The organism is Streptomyces purpurogeneiscleroticus (assembly GCF_020024005.1).
GTDB lineage: Bacteria > Actinomycetota > Actinomycetes > Streptomycetales > Streptomycetaceae > Streptomyces > Streptomyces purpurogeneiscleroticus.
Genome location: NZ_NHSG01000375.1, coordinates 23,806 through 40,925 on the forward strand (window position 1 = coordinate 23,806; position 17,120 = coordinate 40,925).

General features: G+C 71.7%; 18 protein-coding genes. 4 read left to right on the forward strand and 14 right to left on the reverse strand.

Annotated features, from left to right (window positions below):
- Positions 1-4 precede the first annotated feature (4 nt).
- The gene (locus CCS38_RS26940) at positions 5-1,033 is read left to right on the forward strand and encodes a phosphotransferase family protein (protein WP_223735915.1); all 1,029 of its coding nucleotides are present in this window, start codon (positions 5-7) and stop codon (positions 1,031-1,033) included.
- Positions 1,034-1,057: 24 nt separating this feature from the next.
- Here CCS38_RS26940 and CCS38_RS26945 read toward each other — a convergent pair whose 3' ends face one another.
- Positions 1,058-2,023, reverse strand: a complete 966-nt coding sequence (locus CCS38_RS26945; RefSeq protein WP_223735916.1) for an LLM class F420-dependent oxidoreductase — start codon at positions 2,021-2,023, stop codon at positions 1,058-1,060.
- A 166-nt stretch (positions 2,024-2,189) separates the two neighbouring features.
- Between CCS38_RS26945 and CCS38_RS26950 the strand changes: the two genes are divergently transcribed.
- Both CCS38_RS26950 and CCS38_RS26955 read left to right on the forward strand, forming a co-directional pair.
- Positions 2,190-3,170, forward strand: coding sequence for a cation diffusion facilitator family transporter (locus tag CCS38_RS26950; protein WP_223735917.1), 981 nt, complete (start codon positions 2,190-2,192; stop codon positions 3,168-3,170).
- Positions 3,136-4,236 (forward strand): M20 family metallopeptidase, encoded by a 1,101-nt coding sequence (locus CCS38_RS26955; RefSeq protein ID WP_223735918.1) that lies wholly within the window; start codon positions 3,136-3,138, stop codon positions 4,234-4,236. The genes CCS38_RS26950 and CCS38_RS26955 overlap by 35 nt, the downstream gene beginning before the upstream one ends.
- Here the strand turns inward: CCS38_RS26955 and CCS38_RS26960 are convergent.
- The 8 genes from CCS38_RS26960 to CCS38_RS26995 form a co-directional block, all read right to left on the reverse strand.
- Entirely contained in the window at positions 4,233-5,993 is a 1,761-nt protein-coding gene (locus CCS38_RS26960; RefSeq protein ID WP_223735919.1) for a complex I subunit 5 family protein, read from the reverse strand. The genes CCS38_RS26955 and CCS38_RS26960 overlap by 4 nt on opposite strands.
- Positions 5,990-6,340 carry a sodium:proton antiporter gene (locus CCS38_RS26965; protein WP_223735920.1) on the reverse strand — a complete coding sequence of 117 codons (351 nt, stop codon included), beginning with the start codon at positions 6,338-6,340 and terminating at the stop codon, positions 5,990-5,992. Before CCS38_RS26965 ends, CCS38_RS26960 begins: the two co-directional genes overlap by 4 nt.
- Entirely contained in the window at positions 6,337-7,110 is a 774-nt protein-coding gene (locus tag CCS38_RS26970) for an MnhB domain-containing protein (RefSeq protein WP_223735921.1), read from the reverse strand. Before CCS38_RS26970 ends, CCS38_RS26965 begins: the two co-directional genes overlap by 4 nt.
- Complete coding sequence (locus CCS38_RS26975) at positions 7,107-7,391, reverse strand: Na(+)/H(+) antiporter subunit B (RefSeq protein ID WP_223735922.1); 285 nt, start codon at positions 7,389-7,391, stop codon at positions 7,107-7,109. The genes CCS38_RS26970 and CCS38_RS26975 overlap by 4 nt, the downstream gene beginning before the upstream one ends.
- Positions 7,384-7,842 carry an MrpF/PhaF family protein gene (locus CCS38_RS26980; RefSeq protein WP_223735923.1) on the reverse strand — a complete coding sequence of 153 codons (459 nt, stop codon included), beginning with the start codon at positions 7,840-7,842 and terminating at the stop codon, positions 7,384-7,386. Before CCS38_RS26980 ends, CCS38_RS26975 begins: the two co-directional genes overlap by 8 nt.
- Positions 7,839-8,039 (reverse strand): hypothetical protein, encoded by a 201-nt coding sequence (locus CCS38_RS26985; protein WP_223735924.1) that lies wholly within the window; start codon positions 8,037-8,039, stop codon positions 7,839-7,841. Before CCS38_RS26985 ends, CCS38_RS26980 begins: the two co-directional genes overlap by 4 nt.
- Positions 8,040-8,081: 42 nt before the next feature.
- Complete coding sequence (locus tag CCS38_RS26990) at positions 8,082-10,133, reverse strand: CocE/NonD family hydrolase (protein ID WP_223735925.1); 2,052 nt, start codon at positions 10,131-10,133, stop codon at positions 8,082-8,084.
- Positions 10,134-10,194: 61 nt separating this feature from the next.
- On the reverse strand, positions 10,195-11,499 hold the full coding sequence (locus tag CCS38_RS26995; RefSeq protein WP_223735926.1) for an ATP-grasp domain-containing protein: 1,305 nt from the start codon (positions 11,497-11,499) through the stop codon (positions 10,195-10,197).
- Between the two features lie 210 nt (positions 11,500-11,709).
- Here CCS38_RS26995 and CCS38_RS27000 point away from each other — a divergent pair, with 210 nt between their 5' ends.
- On the forward strand, positions 11,710-12,708 hold the full coding sequence (locus tag CCS38_RS27000) for an aldo/keto reductase family protein (RefSeq protein WP_223735927.1): 999 nt from the start codon (positions 11,710-11,712) through the stop codon (positions 12,706-12,708).
- A gap of 24 nt (positions 12,709-12,732) precedes the next feature.
- Here the strand turns inward: CCS38_RS27000 and hxlB are convergent, their stop codons facing one another.
- The 5 genes from hxlB to CCS38_RS27025 are packed head-to-tail and all read right to left on the reverse strand — an operon-like array spanning position 12,733 to position 17,104.
- A complete protein-coding gene (gene hxlB / locus CCS38_RS27005; protein WP_223735928.1) occupies positions 12,733-13,311 on the reverse strand; it encodes a 6-phospho-3-hexuloisomerase in 579 nt (192 codons plus the stop codon).
- A gap of 31 nt (positions 13,312-13,342) precedes the next feature.
- Entirely contained in the window at positions 13,343-13,969 is a 627-nt protein-coding gene (locus CCS38_RS27010) for an orotidine 5'-phosphate decarboxylase / HUMPS family protein (protein WP_223735929.1), read from the reverse strand.
- A 39-nt stretch (positions 13,970-14,008) separates the two neighbouring features.
- Positions 14,009-14,983, reverse strand: a complete 975-nt coding sequence (locus CCS38_RS27015) for a sugar kinase (RefSeq protein ID WP_223735930.1) — start codon at positions 14,981-14,983, stop codon at positions 14,009-14,011.
- Complete coding sequence (locus CCS38_RS27020) at positions 14,980-15,777, reverse strand: fumarylacetoacetate hydrolase family protein (RefSeq protein ID WP_223735931.1); 798 nt, start codon at positions 15,775-15,777, stop codon at positions 14,980-14,982. Before CCS38_RS27020 ends, CCS38_RS27015 begins: the two co-directional genes overlap by 4 nt.
- Before the next feature lie 7 nt (positions 15,778-15,784).
- Positions 15,785-17,104: an MFS transporter gene (locus CCS38_RS27025; RefSeq protein ID WP_223735932.1), complete on the reverse strand. Its 1,320-nt coding sequence runs from the start codon at positions 17,102-17,104 to the stop codon at positions 15,785-15,787.
- Between the last annotated feature and the right edge of the window lie 16 nt (positions 17,105-17,120).

Consider the following 17,120-nt stretch of genomic DNA (forward strand, 5'->3'; position numbering starts at 1 on the left):
GTGCATGTGGTCACGACTGCCGTTCGGGGACGCGCTACGGACCGAGCTGGGACTGCCCGGGCGCTCCCGCAAGCTGAGCAGCAGCCCTCGCTCGCGCGTGTGGCGCGTCGAGTTCCCGACGGCGACCGCGGTGCTGAAGCAGCTCGTCGCCGGTCCCGGCGCCGACGAGCGGTACGCCCGTGAGGTGGCAGCCCTGCGGCTCGCCTCCCGCGCGGAAACCCCTGTGGTGCCCGCGCTGCTGGCCACCGACCCCGGCGAACGGGTCCTGGTACTGGAGCATCTGGAGCACCGGCGCCCGGCCGGTGACTGGATCGTCGACTACGCGGCCGCGCTGGCACGGCTGCATGCCACCGCCCGCCCGGAGGACGCCGGTGCGCTCCCCCGGTGGCAGGGCCCGGCTCGGGCCGATGTCGAGTCCTTCCTGCGGCTGGCCGGGGCGCTGGAGGTGCCGGTCCCGTCCGGCGTGCCCGGCGAGCTCCATGACCTCGTGCATCGGCTCGGCCGGGCACCCGGGCATGCCCTGCTGCACGGGGACCCCTGCCCCGGCAACGATCTCCACACCCCCACGGGGCTCCGCTTCATCGACTTCGAGCAGGCGTCCCTGGGCAGCGGTCTGATGGAGCTCGCCTATCTGCGCATCGGCTTTCCGACCTGCTGGTGTGTCACGTCGGCGGCGGAGCCGCTGCTGGAACGGGCGGAGGGCGCATACCGCGCGGAGTGGCGCGCCCTGACCGGCTCCGAGGCCGAGGACGGGCTCGCCGACGCGTGCGCCGGCTGGCTGCTCCGCGGTGACGCGCTGGTGCAGCGGGCACACCGCGACAGCACTGATCACCTGGCCCGGATTCCGCACCGGGACTGGAAGTGGGGCACCGCGACCGCCCGGCAACGGCTCGTCCACCGGCTCGGGGTCGTCGCCCGGATGACGGCCGGCCACGCCTCTCTCAGCGGCCTGAGCGGCCTCAGTACCGCGATGCGCCAACGCATGCTCACCCGCTGGCCCGCGCTCCGGCCCGTCCCGGCGCAGCGGCCATAGAGAGCTGCTCCTCCCAGCAGGGCCTCACAGCGTCCGAAGCTCGTGCAGCAGGTTCTTCTGGGCCCACTCGATGAACGGTTCCTGCTGGTCGCCGCCGATCTGGACGAGGGCGACCTCCGTGAAGCCGGCGTCCGCGTATGCCTTCACCGCTTCCACGTACGTACCGACGTCGTCACCGCACGGGAATGCCTGCGCGATGTCCTCCTTGCGTACGTACTGGGTGGCGCCGCTGAAGCCGGACGGGCCGGGGAGTTCGGCGTTGACCGGCCAGCCGCCGACCATCCAGCGGAACTGGTCGTGCGCCCGGGCGATCGCCGCGTCCCGGTCCGGGTCGTAGGAGACCGGGATCTGGCCCACGCGCGGCTTCCCCGTACCGCCGTGCTTGTCGAACTGCTGCAGTAGCTCGCTCTTCGGCTCGGTGGCGATGACCAGGTCACCGAGCCGGCCCGCGACCGCACAAGAGTACCCGCCGGACACCGCGACACCGATCTTCGGCGGCTCCTCGGGCAGGTCCCACAGCACGGCCTGGTCCACATCGAAATACTCGCCGTGGTAGGTCACCTCGTCACCGGAGAACAGCGCCCGGATGATCTCGATGGCCTCCTCCAGCTTCTCCAGGCGCACCGGCGCCGTGGGCCAGCCCTGCCCGACGACGTGCTCGTTGAGGTTCTCGCCCGAGCCGAGGCCGAGCCGGAAGCGGCCCTGCGCGAGCAGCTGCATCGTCGCCGCCTTCTGGGCGACGACCGCCGGGTGGTACCGGGTCGTCGGGCACGTCACATACGTCATCAGCGGAATGCGGGAGGTGGCCTGCGCAGCGGCCCCGAGCACGCTCCAGGCGTACGGGGCGTGGCCCTGCGAGGCCAGCCACGGGAAGTAATGGTCCGAGGTGACGGAGAAGTCAAAACCGGCGCGCTCGGCCATCACCACATGGTCGACCAATTCGCGCGGACCGGCCTGTTCGGTCATCATCGTGTATCCGACGTCCACCATCGTCACTCACCTTTTCGGCTGGTTGCGGAATCCCCTGCGCGGTTTCCTGTGTTTCCGTTGCAGTTTCCCGTGGTTCCCTTTCATCGAACCGGGTACACGCTCCATCGATGTGTATTGCGGATCTCCCGGAACCTCCGCGTCCCCCGAATGGCGGCGGTGAATCACGGTGAATCGAAAGAAACCCGACGGCCGGACCCGGGTGACGGTTGTCGTGGCGCTCGCCGCCAATCTCGTCATCGCGGTCGCAAAGGCGGTCGGCGGTCTGCTGTCCGGCTCGCCCGCGCTGCTGTCCGAGGCCGCGCACTCCGTCGCCGACAGCCTGAACGAGCTGTTCCTGCTCGCCGCGCTGCGCCGCAGCCGCCGCCCTGCCGACCGCCGCCACCCCTTCGGGTACGGCATGGAGCGGTACTTCTGGGCGCTGCTGGCCGCGGTCGGCATCTTCGTGATGGGCGGCTGCTTCTCCTTCTTCCAGGGCATCAGCGCGCTGCGGGACGGCTCGCACGAGACCCCGAGCGGTTATACGGCGGGGCTGATCGTGCTCGGCGTGGCCCTGCTCGCCGAGGGAAGTTCGCTGATCAGGGCGGTGTACCAGCTCCGCGTGCACAAGGACGGCGGCGGCGATCCGGCGCTGCGCACGGTCCTCGCTGAGGACGGCGCCGCAGTGCTCGGCGTGCTGCTGGCGGCGGCCGGGATGGTGCTGCACCTGCTCACGGGCGCGGTGGTGTGGGAGGCGTCGGCGTCGTTCGCGATCGGGCTGCTGCTGGTGTACGTGGCGTACCGGCTCGGCAAGGAGGCGCGCGACCACCTGATCGGTGAGTCCGTCGACCAGGACCTGCGGGACCGCATCCGGGCGCTGCTGTTCTCGCAGCCCGAGGTCGACAACGTGGCGGCGCTCCTCACGATGCGGCTCGGGGAGGACTCGTGGCTGGTGGCGGCCCGGATCGACCTCGCGCCGGGGCTGGACAGCGAGCGGGTGGAGCTGGTGTGCGTACGGATCAAGCGCGAGGTCGAGCGCACCTGGCCCCAGGCCGACCATGTCTTCCTGGACATCACGGAGGCACCGGCCGAACAGCCCAGCGGGGCGTCCACGGTGTGCCAACTACCCTTGCCGCATGATGATGCACAAGGCCGTCCCCGTGAGTGTTGACGCGATGCTCGAGGATCTGCGGATACTCGTCGAAGTCGAATCGCCGTCGCGCGATCTTGGCGCCTTGACGGCATCGGCCAAGGCTGTCGCCGCGGTCATCGAGAGCCGCCTCGGCGGGCAGGCCGCCCTCATCGACAGCGCAGCCGGACCGCATGTCCACTGGTCGGGCGGCGGCGCTCCCCGCGTACTGATCCTCGGTCACCACGACACGGTGTTTCCGCTCGGCACCCTCGCGCGCCGCCCGTTCAGGGTCGAGGACGGGCGTGCGACCGGTCCCGGGGTCTTCGACATGCTCGGCGGTCTGGTGCAGGCGATTCATGGCGTGGCGGCGCTGGACGACCGGTCGGGCGTGGAGATCCTGGTGACCGCCGACGAGGAGGTCGGCTCCCGCTCCTCCCGCGCGCTCCTCGAAGAGCGAGCCCTTGCTTGCGGCGCTGCCCTCGTACTGGAGGGCGCCGCTGACGGCGGCGCCCTGAAGACCGGCCGCAAGGGCTGCGGTACGTTCGAAGTCTCCATCGCGGGCCGCGCCTCGCACGCGGGCCTGGAGCCCGCGGCCGGGATCAACGCCTTGATCGAGGCCGCGCACCAGGTACTGGACATCGCGGCGCTCGGCCGGCCGGAGATCGGCACGACCGTCACCCCGACCGTCGCGTCCGCGGGAACCCTCGACAACGTGGTACCGGCGGAAGCCACCCTCACCGTCGACGTCCGGGTCGAGTCGGCCGACGAGAAGGAACGCATCGAATCCGCGTTCGCGGCACTGGCGCCGCATCTCGAAGGGGCGGAGATCACGGTCGAGGGAGCCGTCGGCCGTCCCCCTATGCCCGAGGCGGCGTCGACCCAACTCTTCGCGCTGGCACAGCAGTTGCTGCCCGGCATCGAAGGCACGGCGGTCGGCGGTGGCAGCGACGGCAACTTCACGGCCGCGCTCGGGGTGCCGACGCTCGACGGCCTCGGAGCGGTCGGCGGCGGCGCACACGCCGACCACGAGTATCTGGTGGTCGATGCCATGGCGGAGCGGGCGAACCTTGTCACCGGCCTGGTGAAGTCCCTTCAAGAGACTTAAAGAACCCCCGACAAGGCCAGTGCCCCCAGCAGCGCCGTCCCCGCGACGGTCCAGGCGACGTAGTCGCCGATGTGGCCGGAGTGCAGGAGGCGCAGGGGGTCGACCCAGTGGCGGCTGCGGGTGTGCGGGGGGCGGCGGACGGCGAGGAGTGCGAGGGCGGCGGCGAGGGCCGCGGAGAGTACGCCGAGCAGTATTCCGGCGGCCGACCAGTGCGGCGGCACGGGGACCACGGTCACCCCGGCCGCCGCCTCGTCCGCCGCGCTCCCCACCGCGGCGCGGACGGCCGGCACCACGCCCACCAGGAGCGCTCCGGCGAGCAGTGCGCCCGGGACGGCCAGCATGGTGTCGGGTACCCGGGTCAGCTGCTGTTCGGTCTCCGGCTGTTCGCGTTCGCCGCTGGTCTCGCATTCCGTGTCGTCCGCCGGGGCCGCGCCGAAGCCGCCGAAGACACGGGCGGCGACGCGCAGTACCGCTCCCCCGGTGACCGCGGAGACGAGGACGAACACGGCGGCGAGCCAGGGCCCCGCGGCCTCTTCCGTGACGGCCTTGCCGAGTGCCGTACCGAAGGGTGGCAGCCCGGCGAGCGCCAGCCCGCCCGCGACGAAGTAGCCTGCGGTCAGCCGCAGTTCGGTGGCGCGGCCGTGCAGTTCGTACTCGTCGATGGAGCCGTAGCGGTCCAGCAGGATGCCCGCGCACGCGAAGAGCGCTGCCTTCACGCCCGCGTGCCCGAGGACGTACAGCGCGATGCCGCCCGTCGCCTCGGGCTTCAGCAGCCCGAGGCCGATGAGGAAGAGGCCGGTGTGGGCCACCGTGGAGTAGGCCAGCAGTCGTTTGACGTGGCGTTGGTACCAACACATGACCGCGCCGACGGCGGCGGAGAGCACGCCGAAGGTGAGGAGGGTGCGGGTGACCGCTTCGGGCGGGATGCCGCCGGGTCCGGCGAAGATCGTCCAGTACACGCGCGCCGTGCCGTACACGCCGAGTTCGACCATGACGCCGGAGAGCAGCATGCACACCGGGGTCGGGGCGACGGCGTGCGCGTCGGGGAGCCAGAAGTGGAAGGGGACGGCGGCGGCCTTGACGAGCAGGCCGGTGAGGAGGAGGACGAAGGCGGCGAGGACGAGGGCGTCCGGGGCGCCACGGGCGTCGAGCGCGGCGCCGATGTGCCGCATGGCGAGTTCGCCGGTGCGGGAGTAGAGCAGGCCGATGCCCATGAGCATGGCGTAGGCGCCGAGGGAGTTGACGACACCGAAGGTGAGGCCGCCCTGGACGGCTTTCGCGGCTTCCACGCGATAGCCGGTCAGCGCGTAGGCGACAACGCCCATGAGTTCGAAGAAGACGAAGGCGTTGAAGAGGTCGCCGGTGAGGACGAAGCCGCACATGCCGGCCTGGAAGAGGAGTACCAGGGCCGGGAAGGAGCCGGCGTGTTTGTGCGGTGGTTCGTCGAAGTAGCGCCAGGAGTAGACGAGGACGGCGAGGACGAGGAGGGAGACGAGCGCCGCCATGCCGAGGGCGAGGTGGTCGGCGTGCAGGACGATGCCGACGCTGTGTCCGTGGTGCGGGGTCCAGCCGCCGACCCATTCGATCACCGGGGAGGGGGCGGCGAGCAGGAGGTAGAGCGTGAGGGCCGCGGTGGCTGCGGCGACGGCGCCGCCCACGGCCTCCGCGACGACGCGCGGCACGAAGCGGCCCCCGGCGACGAGGAGGGCGGCGCCCAGCAGCGGCACCACGACGGCCAGCGGCAGCAGGTGGTTCATCCGCGCAGCTCCGACAGCTCGTCCGGGTCGAGGGTGTGGTGCCGTTTGGCGACCTGTATGACCAGGGCGAGAAGGAGGGCGGTGACGGTGGCGCCGACCACGACGTCGGTGAGGGCGAGGGCCTGGACGACCGGGTCGACGACGGGGCGGGCGCCCGGGGTGAAGTCGGCGAACACCGGGGAGGTACCGCCCCTGCGGTAGCCGACGGCGAGCAGCAGGACGTAGGTGGCGGCCTGGCAGACGGCCAGGCAGCCGACGCCGTGGATGAGGTTGCGGCTGGTGGCGAGGCCGTAGCAGCCGACGAGGAAGACCCACGCGGCGACCAGGTAGGGCAGTACGTCCATCATTTCCGTTCCCCTTCCCCTTCGCCTTCCTTTCGCCTGTCTCCTTCCTCTTCGATCTCGACGGCCTGGTCCAGGAAGCGGGCGAGGAGCACGACGACCGCGCAGGCGACCTCCATCCCGATGGCGGCGTTGAGCAGCGGTACGGTGCCGCCGGAGGAGAGGGTGTTGAACGTGCCGTGCGGCAGGATCGTGTTGGCGAGGTAGGAGGCCCCGGCCAGCAGTCCGGCGACGCCGATGACGAGGTACGCGGCTTCGCCGGCCGCGTCGCCGACTTCGAAGACGCCGAGGGGGCGGATGCGTTCCAGTGCGCGGTAGTCCACGGCGATGTAGAGCAGGTGCAGAGCGGTGGCCGCGACCACGCCGCCCTGGAAGCCGCCGCCGGGGGTGAGCTGGCCGTGGGCGACGATGTAGAGCCCGGCGACGACCGTGACGGGCAGCAGGACGAGGGCGTAGCGGCGTACGGGTGCCGCGACGTCGGCCGGCGCCGGATCGACGTGGCGTTCGTCGCGGGCCTGGCGGAGCAGGACGACGGTGCCGAGGACGGCGGCGAAGAGGATGGTCTCCTCGCCGAGGGTGTCGAAGGCGCGCTGGTCGAAGTTGACGGCGGCGACCGTGTTGGCGGTCTGCCGGGCCAGTGCCTCGCGGACGGCGCGGTCACCGTAAGGGTGGAAGTCGGTGCCGAAGGAGGGGAGCCGGAAGGCGGCGGCGACCAGTACGGCCGCCGTGCCGGCGAGCCCGAGCAGCAGTACCCACATCCGCAGCCGTCGGTTCATGTGCCGCCCTCCTCCGCCTCTTTCTCCGCGCGTACTCGGTCGAGGGAGCGGCGGCGGGCCTTGCGTACGGACAGCAGGATCAGCAGTGGGGTCAGCGCCGAGCCGACGGCGAGCTGGGAGAGGGCGACGTCGGGGGCCTGCAGGACGGTGAAGAGCAGGGTGAGGGTGAGGCCGAGGACGGAGAGGACCAGGGCTTGGCGGGCCGGGTCGCGGACCGCGACGGCGGCGGTAGCGGTGGCGGCGACCAGCAGCAGCGCGAGGGCGATCAGCACGTCAGCCATGGTCGTCCGCCTCCCTCGGGCGGCCGCCGGCCAGCGCTCGGGAGGAGATCAGGTTGCCGCCGACGAGGATCACGCCGATGAGGAGGAGTTTGACCAGGGACCGGCCGGGGCCCTCGGCGACGCACAGCGGCAGGACGACGGCCGCGGTGGCGAGCACCGCGAAGGCTCTGGTGAGCGGTCCCTGCTGCGGGTCGTCGCCCATCTCGGGCCCGAGGAGCCGGGCGTACACGAGGGTGCCGACCGGCCCGAGGAGGGCGACGACCAGGGCCACGTCGGTGTAGGGCGGGCGGGCGTAGCCGCGGGCGAGCAGCAGCAGGACGAGGCAGACCAGCAGCGTGCCGGTGTTCTGGGCGGCGACGCGGCGGCGGAGCGGCCCGGTGGCCACGCACCACAGGACCGGGCCGAGGCCGGCCACCATCAGCACGGCGGCGGCCATCAGCCAGGCGTTCACCGGTCGGTCACCGCCCGGCGTGCGGCCGCGGCGGCGGCCGCGCCGACCAGGGAGACGGCGGCGCCGACGAGGAGTTCCAGGGCGTCGACCGTGCTGATCAGGAAGAGCCAGAGGGCGAAGAGCGCCGCCCACCACACGGCCACCTCGATCACACCGCTCACCCGGCCCCACGCCATGCCGCCATCAGAACACCGCATGTCCGCCCCTTTCCCGACGACGCGCTGGACGGGTACCCCCTGTCACAGGGAGTCGCGCGGGAGCGTCTCGTTCCAGGTGCGGGAGAAGACCCGGCGGTCGCTTTCGTAGCCGTCGAGGGTGGCGTCGATGCAGAAGCAGTCCTCGCTGGACCACAGGGTGGTGTGGGTGACGACGTGCACGTCCCAGTCGCCGCGCCGGAAGCGCATGGTCCAGGTCGATTCGCCGCGTACGGAGGTGAAGTCGTCGGCGACGGAGGTGTACCGCTCGTACGCGCGGCGGCCGACGTCGATCCCCGGCTGTTCGTACCGCACCAGCCCGGCGTCCTTCACGATCTCCAGCTCGTTGTTGTAGTTGACCAGGTCGCGTTTGACGTCCCAGCGCTGTTCCTTGGGCAGCAGCTGGGTGGCGGGGACCGGCTCGGTGCCCTCGGGTTCGCCGAAGGCGGGGTCGGGCACGTCGTCGGGCACGTCGTTGGGGCGGACCGGGAGGGTGAGGGTGCTGGTCCCCTCGTAGATGCTCAGCCGGACCGGGCGGGGTGGCGGCCAGGCCAGCGGCCAGTAGGAGGTGGAGAGCGAGAGGCGGACGCGGTGGCCGGCCGGGAACACCTGGGCGGTGCAGTTGAGCTGGACGGTGGCGCGGTAGCGGCGGCCCGGTTCGAGGGGCTGCGGTACGCCGCTGCCGTCCCGCCGGGTGAGGTTGAGCAGGCCGTACGTCACGCGGGTGGCGCCGCCGTCGGGGGCCACGTCGGAGAGCCGGGCGGCGACCATGGCGACGGGCTCGGAGGCGGAGACCTCCAGTTCGACGGTGGCGGTGCCCATGAGTTCCAGGCGTTCGGTGAGCGGGGGGCTGTCGAAGACGAGCGAGCCGCCGTCCTCCTCACGCTGGTCGTACGGCAGGTCGGGCGGCGCGTTGTAGGAGGCCCATTTGCCGGCGAACTGACCGACGGACAGCGGGGATTCGACGGTCAGCGCCTCGCCTCTGACCGCATCGTCGTCCTGCTCCCCCGCGTCCTCCGTCCGGGCCGGTCCGATCCGGTGCCGGCTGAGGGGATGCACGCTCGGCTTGATGCGCGGCGAGGGCCAGGTGGGCTCGCCGACCCAGCGGCCGGGCCGCTCCTCGTACGAAGTCGAGGGCGGCATGCTGTCCTGCATCCAAGTGCGCAGCATGGGGCCGTCCATGGCGCCGTTGTCGGCGCCCTTGAGCCAGTGGTCCCACCAGCGCACGACTTCCTGGAGGTAGCCGATGGCGGGGCCGGGCTCGCCCAGGTGCGGGAACTTGTGCGACCAGGGGCCGATGAGTCCCTTGCGCGGCACGTCGAGGTTGCTCAGCAGCCGGCACACGGCGTTGGAGTAACCGTCCGCCCAGCCGCTGGAGGCGAGGACGGGCACCTGGACGGCGTCGTAGTCCTCGCAGACCGAGGCGTGCCGCCAGTAGTCGTCGCGACGCTGGTGGCGCAGCCATTCCAGGGCCCAGGGGCGGCTGGCCTCCATCCGTTCGTGCCACATGTCGCGCCAGCGGTCGCCGACCACTTCGGGGTCGGGCGGGCAGGTGGCGTAGGCGAACATGGTGCCGGCCTCGGCGAGGTTGTCCGAGAGCAGTGTGCCGCCCATGTAGTGCATGTCGTCGGAGTAGCGGTCGTCGGTGAACGACGCGATGACGATGGCGCGCAGGCTCGCCGGCTGCCGGGCGGCGACCTGGAGCGCCGCGAAGGCGCCCCAGGAGATGCCCATCATGCCGGTGTTCCCGTCGCACCAGGGCTGTGCGGCGAGCCAGGCCAGTACCTCTTCGGCGTCGGCCTGTTCCTGTTCCAGGTACTCGTCCAGGAGAACCCCCTCGGAGTCGCCTGTGCCGCGCAGGTCGACGCGGACGCAGGCGTAGCCGTGCCCGGCGAGGTAGGGGTGGTGGATCGAGTCACGGACGGAGGTGAGGTCCCGTTTGCGGTACGGGATGTACTCCAGGATCGCCGGTACCGGTTCTCCGTCGGAGGTGACGGGGCGCCAGATGTGCGCGGAGAGCCGGGTGCCGTCGGGCATGGGGATCGCGACGTGGTCCTCTTCCTTCGTCGCGTAGGGCAGGTCGCTCACGTATTGCATGCGGCTGCCGTGCTCCTTTCCTGGGTGCCGGGGTGCGCCCGCCTCGCCGACGGGCCGACGGTCAGCGTCCGGTGCCGTCTTCCGGCGGCGGGGTGCCCTCGAAGTGGTGGTTCAGGGCCGCCACGCAGCGGTCGTACTTCTCCGTCATCTCCTCCACGCTGTCGGCGCCGGTGAAGATGTGCGCCAGTTCGCAGCTGTAGCTGTCCTGCTGCGGGCTGTCGGAGAGGCGCTTGCCCGGTTCCGGCACCATGTCGATGCGGACGCCGGGGATCTCCTGCTCGATGCGCTCGATGTCCCCGTCGGAGGGCACGTCCTTCACCACCGCGTCGGTGAACCAGCGGTAGTACCACTTGGCGCCCATGCTGTAGGGGCCCGTGCCGTACGTCAGCCGCGGGTCCTCGCCGAGGGCCAGGGCGACCATGATGTGGTGGTTCGGCACGCCTTCGACGTAGTGGAAGATCTGCGCGTGCGACTGCGAGTGCCGGGGGTTGATCTCCAGCAGGTTGATCCGGTCGGTGTGCGGATCGTAGAAGAATTCGATGCTGAAGGTCGCCGCCTCCATGCCGATCTGGCGCATCACCCGTTCGCTGGCGGTGCGCAGCCGCTGCACGACGTCCGGCGGCAGGGTGGAGGGGTACTGGTGGCGCAGGAAGCTGGAGCTGTCGGGGTAATTGATGGAGTCCAGCGTGCCGTAAACGGTGACCTCACCGTTGAGGACGTAGCCTTCCACGGCCACCTGGATTCCGGCGATCGCCTCTTCGGCGAGGCATACCTGGCCGCCCACGCCGGCCATTTCCGGGGGCAGCTCCAGCTGCTCCATGATGTATTCGAAGGGGCGCCCGACCCGGCTGATGCCCTGCCGGATGTTCGCCACGGCCTCCTGGAACTCCTTCTCGTCCTGCACGCCGTAGGCGAGTTCCGAGGAATAGGACAGGGCGGGCTTGAGCCACATCGGGAAGCGCACGCCGTCGGGCGGTTCCGGGTGCTCGGCGGAGAGGTCCACCATGCCGAAGCGCGGGTGTTCGTCGATGACCTTCTGCTGTTCCAGCCGGCTCCAGTATTTGTGTTCGCACTTGACGATGGATTCCAGGCTGGTGTGGCGCGTTCCGTACCGCTCTCCCAGGATCGGTACGAGGGTGCTCGCGGGGAAGTCCCAGTAGGTCACGATGGCGTCGATGCTGCCTTCGAAAGCGTCCAGGATGCCGTACGCCTTTTCCAGCAGGTGAGGGACGGATACCTCCCCCACCTGGAGTTCTTCGGAGGTGAGCAGGCCGTGGAATTCATATTCCGCGGCGTTGGGGATGGCCTGCAGTTCGGGCAGGTTTCCCTCGTCCAGACCGACGACAAAGATATTTTTCCTACTCAAGGGACCTCCTTCGTATTGGCAGCGGGGGCCCGGCTACCCGTCCTTCTACCGTGCGACGGCCACCCGAGTCATCACAGACACGCGTGAAGACCGGCGCGCCACGCGCCTGCCCCGGGATCGATCCGCCGAGTACCCACGCCACCGGAGTCATGCACCTGCGGGGCAGGATGGTGCCCGAGGGGCAGAAGTCCTACTGAGGAGAGCTGACACGTGGAATACCGCCGCCTGGGCCGCAGTGGCCTGACCATCAGCGAGATCGCGTACGGCAACTGGCTCACGCACGGCTCGCAGGTGGCGCAGGACGCGGCCACCGCCTGCATCCGTGCCGCGCTGGACGCGGGCATCACCACCTTCGACACCGCCGACGTCTACGCCGAGACCCGCGCCGAGTCCGTGCTCGGCGCGGCGCTCCAGGGAGAGCGGCGCGAGGGACTGGAGATCTTCACCAAGGTCTACTTCCCGACCGGTACCGGCCACAACGACCGGGGCCTGGGCCGCAAGCACATCATGGAGTCGATCGACGGGTCGCTGCGCCGCCTGCGGACCGACTACGTCGACCTGTACCAGGCCCACCGCTACGACCACAGCACCCCGCTCGAGGAGACCATGGAGGCGTTCGCCGACGTGGTCCGGTCCGGCAAGGCGCACTACATCGGCGTGTCCGAGTGGACCGCCGACCAGCTGCGCGCGGGCCACGCCCTCGCCCGCGAGCTGCGCATCCCGCTGATCTCCAACCAGCCGCAGTACTCCGCGCTGTGGCGGGTGATCGAGGCCGAGGTGGTGCCGGCCAGTGAGGAGCTGGGCATCGGCCAGATCGTCTGGTCACCGATCGCCCAGGGCGTGCTGACCGGCAAGTACCTCCCCGGCGCGGCGCCGCCGGCCGGGACGCGCGCCACGGATGAGAAGGGCGGCGCCACCTTCGTCGCGCGCTGGCTGCGGGACGAGGTGCTGGAGCGCGTCCAGCAGCTCAAGCCGCTCGCGGAGCAGGCCGGCCTCTCGCTCGCCCAGCTCGCGGTGGCCTGGGTCCTGCAGAACCCCAACGTCTCCGCCGCCATCATCGGCGCCTCGCGGCCCGAGCAGGTCACGGAGAACGTCAAGGCGGCCGGCGTGACGCTGGAGCCGGAGGTGCTCAAGGCCGTCGAGGCGATCCTGGATCCGGTGGCCACCCGGGACCCGCAGCTGACCGCGGGTTACCAGACGGGCAACTGATCCGGAGCGCCCCATACGGGGCTCTCACTCCGTGTTGGCGTGTGCCGTGCGGGCGCGCTCGTTGTCGACCTCCAGGAGGTTCGCGAGGCGGAGCGCCACGACGTCCAGGGTGACGTGGGTGGCCTGGTCGAAGAGGCTGGACAGCGGCTGAACGCTGGGCGCCTCGCCGGGCCGCCGGTACTTCGTCGCGGCGGGCAGCAGCAGGGCGGAGGCGGCCAGGGTGCCGAGCGGGGAGTCCGGCGCGGTGGTCACGGCGTGCACCTCGGCGCCGGCCTTGACCGCCGCTTCAGCCACCCGCACGGTGCCGGCCGTGGTTCCCGAGCCGGAGACCGCGACGACGGTGTCACCGGCGGCCACGGCCGGAGTGGTCGTCTCGCCGACGACATGCACGGACAGGCCCAGATGCATCAGCCGCATGGCGAACGCCTTGGCCATGAAGCCGGAGCGGCCCTCACCCGCCACGAAGATGCGGCGGGCGTGGCGGAGGACGGTGGCGAGTGTGTCGAGGGAGGTGGCGTCGACGGCGGCGAGGACGCCGCGCAGCTCTGCCTGGACGGTGTCCAGGAGGGTGGTGGCGGTGGGGAGTTCGTCGTTCTCGGGCATGGGGCGGTTCCTTCCGTTCGGTGTACGGGTGTCAGCGGCCGGCGGCCGCGGCGAGGGCGCGGGCCGCCGCTTCGGGGTCGGCGGCCGCCGTCACCGCGGAGCCGACGATGACGCGGATGTCGTCGGGGCCGGTGAAGGCCGGCAGGTCGGCGGCGGTCAGGCCGCCCGCGACGGCGACCCGGCGGCCGTGCCGCCAGGGCCCGAGCAGGTCGGCGGGGTTGCCGCCGGCCCGCTGGGCGTCCTTGCCGACGTGTGCGGCCAGGACAACATCGGCCGGGAGCCGGGCGGCGAGGGCGGTCCGCCGCTCCTCGGTGGTCTGCATCAGGTCGACCACCGTCTCGGCGCCGCGCTCGGCGGCGACGCGTACGGCGGCGTCCAGCGTCGCGTCGGCGGCGCCGCCGAGGACGGTCGCGGAGGCCGCGCCCGCGTCGTACGCGAGCGTGAACTCGAACACCGCGTCGTCGGCGGTCTTCAGATCGGCCAGTACGGGGACCTTCCCGGCGGCCGCGGCCACCTCGGTCACGGCGCGCATCCCGAAGTGCTTGATCAGGGAGGTGCCGACCTCGATCCAGTCGGCGTGCGGCGCGACGGCCTCGGTGAGCCGGACCGCCCGCTCCAGGGGCATCCGGTCCAGGGCGATCTGCAACTGTACGGCCATGGGCCAACTCCTCGTATTTCTCGGTCTGTTCGGGTCGGATCAGGCGGCAGCGTGCGTGCGGAGGAATGCCTCCAGCCGGGCCCTGGTGGGCAGGCCGTCCCGGTCGCCGTGGCTGGTCGTGGCGAGGGCGCCCACGGCGGCGGCCCGGGCGAGGGCCTGCCGCGGGCCGAGTCCGTCCAGCTGGGCGCTGATCAGCCCGGCCGCGAAGCCGTCGCCCGCGCCCACGGTGTCGACGGCCCGTACAGGGAGCACGGGCTGCGCCCACACCCCGCCCGTCCGGTCGTACAGCGTCGCGCCGCGCGCCCCGTCTTTCAGGACGACGCGGCGCACGCCACGCGCCAGGTACCACCCGGCCACGTCGGCCGGGTCCTGTGCCCCGGTGAGCAGCCGGCCCTCGCCCAGTCCCGGCAGTACCCAGTCGGCGCGGGCCGCCAGGTCGTTGACGGTCCGCACCATCCCGTCGCGGTCGGGCCAGAGCGCGGGGCGCAGGTTCGGGTCGAAGGAGACGGTGAGCCCGGCGTCGCGGGCCGCGATCATGGCGCGGTGGGTAAAGGCGCGTGCGGTGGGTGAGAGGGCGGCGGGGATGCCGGTCACGTGGAGGTGGCGGGCGCCGCGTATGTAGGCATCGGCGGCTTCCGAGGGTGCGAGGCGGCTGCCGGCGGAGTGCTTGCGGAAGTACACGACCTCCGGGTCGCCCTCGGTGACGCGGCTCTTGAGCTGAAAGCCGGTGCGGGCCTCGGGGTCCACGGTCACCTGCGCGGTGTCCACGCCTTCGGCGCGCAGGGCGGCGAGGGCGTGGGCACCGAGCGGGTCGTCGCCGACGCGGCCCACCCAGCCGGCGGTGTGGCCGAGGCGGACCAGTCCGGTGGCGACGTTGATCTCGGCGCCGGCCAGCGAGCGGGTGTAGTGGGTGACGTCGGCCAGCGGTCCGTCGTCGGCGGCGACGAGCATGCCCATGACCTCACCGAAGGTCACCACGTCGAGGCGGGGCGGAGGAGGCGGGCTGGGGCTCAACGGGGGCCTCCGGCAGGGACGGGACCGGCAGGGACGGGAGTGGTCAGGGTGCCGATGCCGGTGATGGTGGCGGCCGCGTGGCCGCCGGGACGAAGGGGGCCGTACTCGCCGGGGGCGCCGGTGAGGATCACGTCGCCGGGGCCGAGTGGCAGGAAGCCGCCCAGGTAGCAGAGGATCTCGGCCACGCCGCGGGCGAGTTCGCGGGTCGAGGCGGGGCGCAGCGGTACGCCGTCGAGGGCGAGCGCCACTTCGGTGTCGTCGGGGTCGTCGAGAGCGGTCTCGATCCACGGGCCGAGCGGGGTGAAGCCCGGGTGGCCCTTGGCCGAGGTCCACAGCGGGTCGTTGCGTTGCAGGTCGCGCGCGGTGACGTCGTTGGCGACGGTCCAGCCGAAGACGGTGCGCAGCACGGTGTCGGGGGTGTGTCCGGCGGGCGAGGCGGCCAGTACGACGGCGAGTTCGGCCTCGGCGTCGACGCGGCCGATGCCGTCCGCGAGGTACACCGGCTCGTCCGGGCCGATGACGGAGCGGGCGGGCTTGAGGAATGCCTGGGGCGGCAGTTCGCGGTCGGCCGGTCCGGTGTTGTGGGCCATGCCGACGACCGTGCGCGGCTGGACGGGGGCGAGCAGCCGGACCTCGGCGAGGGGCAGGCGGGGGCCGAGGCGGACGGGCGCCCGGCCGGCGGCGCCGCCGGCCGCTCCCCCGGCCCCGAAGGGGTCGGCGATGACCTCGGCGGTGTCTCCGTCGAGTACGGCGTGTGCGGTGCCGCCGGCGTGGGCGATTCGGGCGATGCGCATGCTGCTGTCAGGCGTCCTTCGTGAGGGGTGCCGGCCGCGGCACGGGGGCGGCAGCCCGGGGTGCCTTTACCGCGAACATCAGCGCGGCGGCGAGTACGAGGCAGCCGGCCATGGTGAGGAACGACGTGGCGGTGGAGCCGGTCACATCGTTCAGCGTGCCGATCAGATAGCTGCCCGCGAAGCCGCCGAGCGCGCCGAAGGAGTTGATGAGGCCGACGGCGGCGGCGCTCAGCTTCTGCGGGAGGAGTTCGGGGATGGTGGCGAAGTAGGGGCCGTAGGGCGCGTACATACCGGCCGCGGCGATGCACAGCAGCGGGTACGACAGCCAGAACGCGTCGCCGAGCAGATAGGAGCCGTAGAAGCCGGCGGCGCCGAGCAGCAGCCAGGGCCAGACGTACCGGCCGCGGGAGCCGGCGCGGTCGGAGGCGCGGCTGTTCCAGAGCATCGCGGCACAGGCGAAGAGGTACGGCAGGGCCGAGATCAGGCCGGTGAGGCCGATGCCCTCGTCGCTGCCGGCGCGGACGATGGAGGGCAGCCAGAAGACGAACCCGTAGACGCCGAGGCTCCACAGGAAGTACTGGAGGGAGAGCAGGACGACGTTGCGGGAGCGGAGCGCGGCGAGGTAGCTGCCGCCGGCCGGCAGCCGCCCCTGTTCGGCGGCGAGGGCGCCTTCCAGCGCGGTGCGCTCCTCGGGCGTGAGCCACTTGGCGTCGCGCGGGTGGTCGTCGATGCACTTGTGGAAGACGAACGCCCAGATCAGGGCCGGCAGACCCTGGGCGATGAACATCCCGTGCCAGCCGACCCATTCGACGAGGTAGCCGGAGACGACGGTGAGCCACAGGACGGTGGCGGGGTTGCCGAGGATGAGCCAGGTGTTGGCGCGGCCGCGCTCGCGGGCGGTGAACCAGTGGGTGATGTGGATGACCATCGCGGGCAGTACGGCGGCTTCGGAGACGCCGAGCAGGAAGCGCACCACCATCAGCACGCGCACGTCGGGGATCAGTCCCTGCGCCGTGGCGAGCACACCCCACAGCACCAGACACCACACGATGAGCTTCTTGACGCTCCGTCGCTCGGCATAGATGGCGCCGGGGATCTGGAAGGCGAAGTAGCCGAGGAAGAAGAGCGAGCCGAGCAGGGCCGAGACGGAGCCGGTGATGTGCAGGTCGTCGGCCATGCCGCCGGCGGCGGCCACGGAGAAGTTGGAGCGTTCCAGGTAGGCGAAGCTGTAGGTCACGAAGACCACGGGCATCAGCCGGGTCCAGCGCCGGCGGCTGAGATCGGCGACGGCGGGCGCCGGGGCGGCGGCCGGGTGCGGGGTCGACATCCAGGTGGCCTTTCTC